7 protein-coding genes are annotated in these 5585 nt (G+C 72.2%); 2 read left to right on the top strand and 5 right to left on the bottom strand.

Translation table 11 applies throughout. From position 1 onward, the window contains the following. Nucleotides 1-92: 92 nt before the first annotated feature. On the top strand, nt 93-557 hold the full coding sequence (locus FNH05_RS30725; protein WP_144592354.1) for a MarR family winged helix-turn-helix transcriptional regulator: 465 nt from the start codon (nt 93-95) through the stop codon (nt 555-557). Nucleotides 558-565: 8 nt separating this feature from the next. Here FNH05_RS30725 and FNH05_RS30720 read toward each other — a convergent pair whose 3' ends face one another. Both FNH05_RS30720 and FNH05_RS30715 read right to left on the bottom strand, forming a co-directional pair. Beyond that, complete coding sequence (locus tag FNH05_RS30720) at nt 566-916, bottom strand: GNAT family N-acetyltransferase (RefSeq protein ID WP_144592353.1); 351 nt, start codon at nt 914-916, stop codon at nt 566-568. Then, the gene (locus FNH05_RS30715) at nt 913-1923 is read right to left on the bottom strand and encodes a pirin family protein (RefSeq protein ID WP_144592352.1); all 1011 of its coding nucleotides are present in this window, start codon (nt 1921-1923) and stop codon (nt 913-915) included. The genes FNH05_RS30720 and FNH05_RS30715 overlap by 4 nt, the downstream gene beginning before the upstream one ends. Nucleotides 1924-2011: 88 nt before the next feature. Here FNH05_RS30715 and FNH05_RS30710 point away from each other — a divergent pair, with 88 nt between their 5' ends. Continuing rightward, complete coding sequence (locus tag FNH05_RS30710; RefSeq protein ID WP_144592351.1) at nt 2012-2482, top strand: carboxymuconolactone decarboxylase family protein; 471 nt, start codon at nt 2012-2014, stop codon at nt 2480-2482. 25 nt (nt 2483-2507) lie between these two features. Here FNH05_RS30710 and FNH05_RS30705 read toward each other — a convergent pair whose 3' ends face one another. The 3 genes from FNH05_RS30705 to FNH05_RS30695 all read right to left on the bottom strand — a co-directional run. Then, nucleotides 2508-3086, bottom strand: coding sequence for a metallophosphoesterase family protein (locus tag FNH05_RS30705; RefSeq protein WP_144592350.1), 579 nt, complete (start codon nt 3084-3086; stop codon nt 2508-2510). An 82-nt stretch (nt 3087-3168) separates the two neighbouring features. Next, on the bottom strand, nt 3169-4920 hold the full coding sequence (locus FNH05_RS30700) for a multicopper oxidase family protein (RefSeq protein WP_144592349.1): 1752 nt from the start codon (nt 4918-4920) through the stop codon (nt 3169-3171). Between the two features lie 100 nt (nt 4921-5020). After that, nucleotides 5021-5585 (bottom strand): DUF3048 domain-containing protein (locus FNH05_RS30695; protein WP_144592348.1); only part of this gene is annotated, 565 nt, incomplete at its 5' end.

Raw genomic sequence — 5585 nt, 5'->3', positions numbered from 1 at the left:
GTCCCTTCACAGTCGATTCGACTGTGAAGGGACCCTTCACGGCTTCCCCGGATCGAAGGGGACGCATCAACAAAGTGCGCTAGGCTGCGGAAATGGCACCTGCGCGCTGGCTCGACGAGCAGGAAGCGCGGCTGTGGCGAGCCCACCTCGGCCTCGGCCGCGAGCTCCAGCGGGCCTTCGAACGGCAACTGGAACGCGACGCCGGGCTGACCGCCGCGGAGTACACCGTCCTGGTACCGCTGTCCGAAGCGCCGGAAGGGCTGCTCCGCATGCGCGAACTCGGCCGCGTCGCGGGCTGGGACCGCAGCCGCCTGTCCCACCAGGTCCGGCGCATGGAAAAACGCGGCCTGGTCGTGCGCGAGGAATGCGAGGAGGACGCGCGCGGCGCGATGGTGCGGCTGACCGGACGGGGGCGGGCGGCCATCGAGGCCGCCGCGCCCGAACACGTCGAAACGGTCCGCCGCTACTTCTTCGATCTGCTTTCCGGACCGGAGCGCAGGACCCTGACCACGATCTACGAGCGGCTGCTGGAGCGTCTTGCGCGCGACGCCGGTTGAGCGCCTGCTCAGCCGAGTTCGGTGTCCAGCCAACTCAGGATCGCGGGCTCGACCGGGCGGGCGATGTCGGCGTACTCCGGGTGTTTGCGCAAATAGGCGGCGACCAGGGGGCAGACCGGCACGGCCGTCCTGCCGGACTCGCGGACGTCGGTGAGCGCCTGGCCGACCAGCACGCCGCTCAGCCCCCGGCCGCCGAAGGCTTCGGCGATTTCGGTGTGGTAGAAGACCCGCTGATCGCCGCGGTCGCGGTAGGCCGTGAAGCCCGCGAGTTCGCCGTCCACCCGGATTTCGTAGCGGTTCTCGGCGTCCGCCCGCCGGACGGTGACGGCGTTCTCTGTGGTGTCTGCGGTTTCGGTCATCGGTGCCTCTCCTGCGGGGTGTCGTGCTGCGGAACGGGGTTGCGGCGAGGGGTGATCCTGCCGTTCGGGAGCTTCGGCGCGGGCAGCCGCTGCGGGCTGCCCCGGTAGCCCTCGACCCGGCCGAACTGCTCGGAACCCTCCTCCCAGGCCTGCCGGAACTCCGCGATCTCCTCGTGGCTGCGGCCCAGGAAGTTCCACCACATGACGATCGCCTCGGTGAACGGTGTCCCGCCGAGCACCAGCATCCTGGCCGGTTCGTCGCCCGGGTTCGCCAGTTCCAGCCGCGCCGGGCCGGGCCCGGCGTAACCGAGTTCGGCGGGTGCGAGGCCGGTGCCCGCGACGGTGACCGCCCCGGTGTCGAGGAGGATCCCGTGCTCGAACGACGGGTCGACGTCCAGGGTCAGCGTCGTGTGCGGGTCGAGGGTGAGTTCGGCGCCCAGCAGCGGGGTGAAGGTCTCCACCGGGGAGGTGGAGCCGCCGAGCGTGCCGAGGAACACCCGTGCGGCGCCGCCCGGCAGGGGTGTGCGCGGGGGCGCGTAGTGGCGGAACGCCCGTGCGGTGTGGCGATGCTCGTCCGGCAGCGCGATCCACAACTGCACGCCGTGCAGGATCGTGGTGTCCGGAGTGGACACTTCGGAATGGCAGATCCCGTGCCCGCCCGTCATCAGGTTCAGCTCGCCCGGGCGGACGAGTGCGTGCGAACCCAGGCTGTCGCGGTGCTCGATCTCGCCGCTGAACAGCCAGCTGGCCGTCTGCAGTCCGGTGTGGGGGTGCGGGGCGACATCCATCCCGCCGGTCACGGCCACGTCCTCGGGGCCGTAGTGGTCGGCGAAGCACCACGCGCCGATCAGGGAGCGCCCGCGCTGCGGCAGCGTCCGGCGCACCTTCATCGCGCGCGGGCCGCCGAGCGGCACATCCCGGGCGGTGAGCACGGACACGCGCGGACCCTCACTGCCCGTTTCATCGCGGCCGGTCGGCTCCTCCGGCGCCGCTTCGGTGTCGCTCATGATCCCGCCGTCCCGCCTCGATTGCTGTCGTGTCAACATCCAGGGACGATACTATCCCCTTCGTTCCGGACAAAGGGAGAGACAGCGGATGGACACCCAGGCCCGGCGGGAGCACGTCTTTCTGGACAAGCAGAACCCCGAGGCGTACGAGGCGCTGCTCCAGGTCGCGAAGACCGTCCGCGCGACCGCCCAGGAGGCCGGACTCGACCGGCGGCTCATCGAGCTGATCAACCTGCGCGTCTCGCAGATCAACGCCTGTGCCTACTGCCTCGACCTGCACACCAGGGCGGCGCTCAAGGCGGGCGAAACCGCCCAGCGGTTGTCGGTGCTGCCCGCCTGGCGCGAGGCAGGCCTGTTCTCCCCTCGCGAGCAGGCGGCGCTGGCCGTGGCCGAGGCGGTCGCCGGACTGCCCGCCCCGCACCTCCGCGAACAGGAGCTCGCCCGGGCCCGCGAGCACCTCACCGACGACGAGTTCGGCGCGGTGAGCTGGGTGGCGCTCACGATCGGCACCTTCAACCGGCTGTCGATCGTGAGCGGCCACCGGCCGCGACCGTCCTGACACCGACGATCGGCGTTTCCCCGGTTCAGCGGGTTGCGCTGGTGTCGAACCGGGTGGCGCTGATCTCCGCGGCGATCGTGTCGAGGTGGATCGGGCGCATCGCGTTGACGTCGAGCCCGACGTTGAGCTGGCGTCCCCGCGTCCGCCACTCGCTGTGCACGTGGCCGTGCAGCAGCCACAGCCCCAGGTCGGGCAGGCGGTACTGCGAGGCGCGGTCTTCGCCGGTGTGATCGCCCTCGTACGGGAAGTGGCACAGCAGCACGTTGAGGCCCGCGATGCGGCGACGCGCGTACGCCTGCACGGAGGCGAAGTGCTCCAGCCACGCACGCTGATGCTTGTGCGCCTGGCGCAGCCCCGGCCACGGTTCGTCGTGGTTGCCGGTGACGAGGTGGATCTCGCCGTGGAGCTGCCGCAGGGTGTCGGCGAACCGCGCGAGCCGGCCCATGCCGACGTCGCCGAGGTGCCACACCTGGTCGCCCGGACGCACCGTGGCGTTCCACTGCTCGACCACGTGGGCATCGTGCTCGGCGGGCGAGGAGAACCCCCGCAGGCCCGCGACAAGCGCGTGGTCGAAATGCGTGTCCGAGGTGAACCACACGCTCACGGCCGCCCCTCCTCGCGGTAGTCGGCATGGTCGCCGGTGTCCATGGTGCCCTGCCGGTGCGGGACGGCCGGGAGCAGGCCGGTCACATGCTCATCCGGCCCATCATGGCCTTCACCGCGGCGGGCAGTACCACGAACGGCCGCATCATGTCGTTGTCCTCGTGCTCCAGGATGTGGCAGTGGTAGAGGTAACGGCCGGTGGCCCCGCCGAACCGGGCCGCGATGGTGACCTGTTCACCGGGGTTGACGCGAATGGTGTCCTTCCAGCCCTGCTCGTTCGCGTCGAGCACCCCGGTCCCGGTGAAGGCCACCGGCTTGGCCGTACCGCCCCGGTCCGGATCGAAGCCCGAGGTGTCGTAGCAGTCCCGGGCCAGCGCCTGGAAGGACACCAGGTGCACGTGGAACGGGTGGGTGTCGCCGGTCAGGTTGAGGATGTGCCAGACCTCCCAGCCGTCCAGCGTGACGAACCAGTTGACCGTGTCCTCCAGCGAGGCGGCCTGGCGGCGGTAGGTGACGGGGGAGGTGGCGCCCGGTCCCGTCACCTGGATGATCCCGTCGGTCACGCCGCCCGCCGGGGCCTCCTGCCCGGCGGGCAGTTCGGCGAGCTCCCACAGTTCCAGCATGTCCCGCTCGACGAGGGCGACCGTGCGGTGCTCGTGGGGCGGCAAGGTGTCGTGGCCGAGGCGCGTGAACGAAGGGCTGAGCGTCGGCGGCAGCACCACCGGGCGCCGTTCGGGCCCGCGCGCCACCCGGAACTGCAGCACGTCCGGTTCGGTCAGCCGGTGGTCGGGATCGGGGTCCGGCACCCCGGGCGGCAGGTCCGCCGCCGGCGGCGCCCCGTCGAAGGGGGCGGCCGCGGTGTTGACCAGCCGCAGGGAGCGCCCCGCCAGCGCGGCGAAGTCGACGAGCAGGTCGGCCCGCTCGGCCGGGGCGAGCGTCAGCCCGGCCGCGGGCAGCGGGACGGGGGCGGGCAGCAGGCCGCCGTCGGCCCCGATCTGCCGGATCGCCTCCGACACCGGCCTGCCCTGCTCGTCGATCAGCAGCAGGCGGTAGACCCGGGCGTTGGCCGCGTTGAGCAGGCGCAGGCGGTACGGCCTCGGCTCGACCTCCGCATAGGGCCAGATGGTGCCGTTGACCAGGGTGAACGGGGCGAAGAACTCGCTGGTGCCTTCCTCGGTCTTGTGCAGGAGCCTGCCGGTGAGCCGTCCGCGGCCGTCGGTGCCGAGATTGCGGTCGAACAGCATCAGCGGCAGCTCGTACCGGCCGGAGGGCAGACCGAGCCGGTCCTCCTCCTCGTCCCGGACGACGTAGAGCCCGGCCAGGCCGCTCAGCACGTTCAGCCGCGTGATGCCCATCGCGTGGTCGTGGTACCACAGCAGGCTCGCGCGCTGGTCGTTGCCGTAGTCGGCCACCTGGGACTGGCCGGTCAGCGCGCAGTTCTCGGTCCAGCCGTCGCTGCCCGCGATGGTCCGCCCGCCGTGCAGGTGCACCACCGTCCACGGCGGCAGCGCGGCCACGTGCGGATCCACCGTGCCCCCGCTGGTGCCCGGCTCGTTCTGCGAGTACTCCGGCCCGATGACGGCCGTCACCGGGTACTGGCCGGTGATCTCGTTGCGCCAGTCGATCCGCACCGGCTGCCCGCGCCGCACCTCGATCGTCGGCCCCGGCAGGTGACCGGCATAGGTCCAGGCCGGTGTCGACGGCAGTTCCGAGTGCAGGCTGACGCGGGTGGCCCGCATCGGGACGGTCAGCCGGGACAGGCCGGATTCGCCGACGGGCCGTGGCCGGACCACGGGCGGGACGCGCAGCGGATCGGCGAACTTGGTCAAGGACATGGTTTCCCCCAGTGTTTCTCCGGCTTCGCTCCGGGCGAAGCCCCCCGTGGACAGGAGCCCCGGCGGGGACCGCAGATACGGCGGGAGCGGGCTGGACCGGTCAGGACGCCACGAGCAGCACCCACACCGGGCCCGCCGCGACCGGCAGCGCCTGGCCGTCGCCGGTGGTGAAGGTGGTGGCGGAGCCCGCGGCGGGACGGGACCAGGTGGCCGCGAAACTCGTGCCGTCGCGCAGCACGGTCGCGGTGCCGCTGCCCACCGTTTCCGCCACCGGCGTCACCCCGCCGCCGGTGTCCTCCGGGAACGGCTCGGGGTGGGTGGCCACCCGCTGCACGATGACGGTGCCCGCGGCCAGCTGACCGGCCTCGGTGGAGGTGAACGGGCTGCCGTCCTGCCAGATCAGCCAGTGCCCCGCCTGCCAGCGGAACGAGAACGTGGCCGCACCGTAGGCGACCGTCCGCTCGGTGACGGGAACGCCCCCGCCGGGAGCGCCACCGGACGGGAACAGGGAGGCGGGTGTGCGGGCGCTGGTCGTGGGCAGCGCGTCGGCGCGCGCGAAGAGGTTGTGCGGCGCGGAGCGGGACGCGTCGCGGTAGTAGGCGCCCCGGGTGTCCGCGGGGGAGGCGTTGACGACGGTGTCCGCCAGCGGCGGGCTGTGCAGGGCC

This window comes from Amycolatopsis rhizosphaerae (assembly GCF_007713715.1).
Classification (GTDB): domain Bacteria; phylum Actinomycetota; class Actinomycetes; order Mycobacteriales; family Pseudonocardiaceae; genus Amycolatopsis_E; species Amycolatopsis_E rhizosphaerae.
This window is presented reverse-complemented; position numbering and strand designations above follow the sequence as displayed.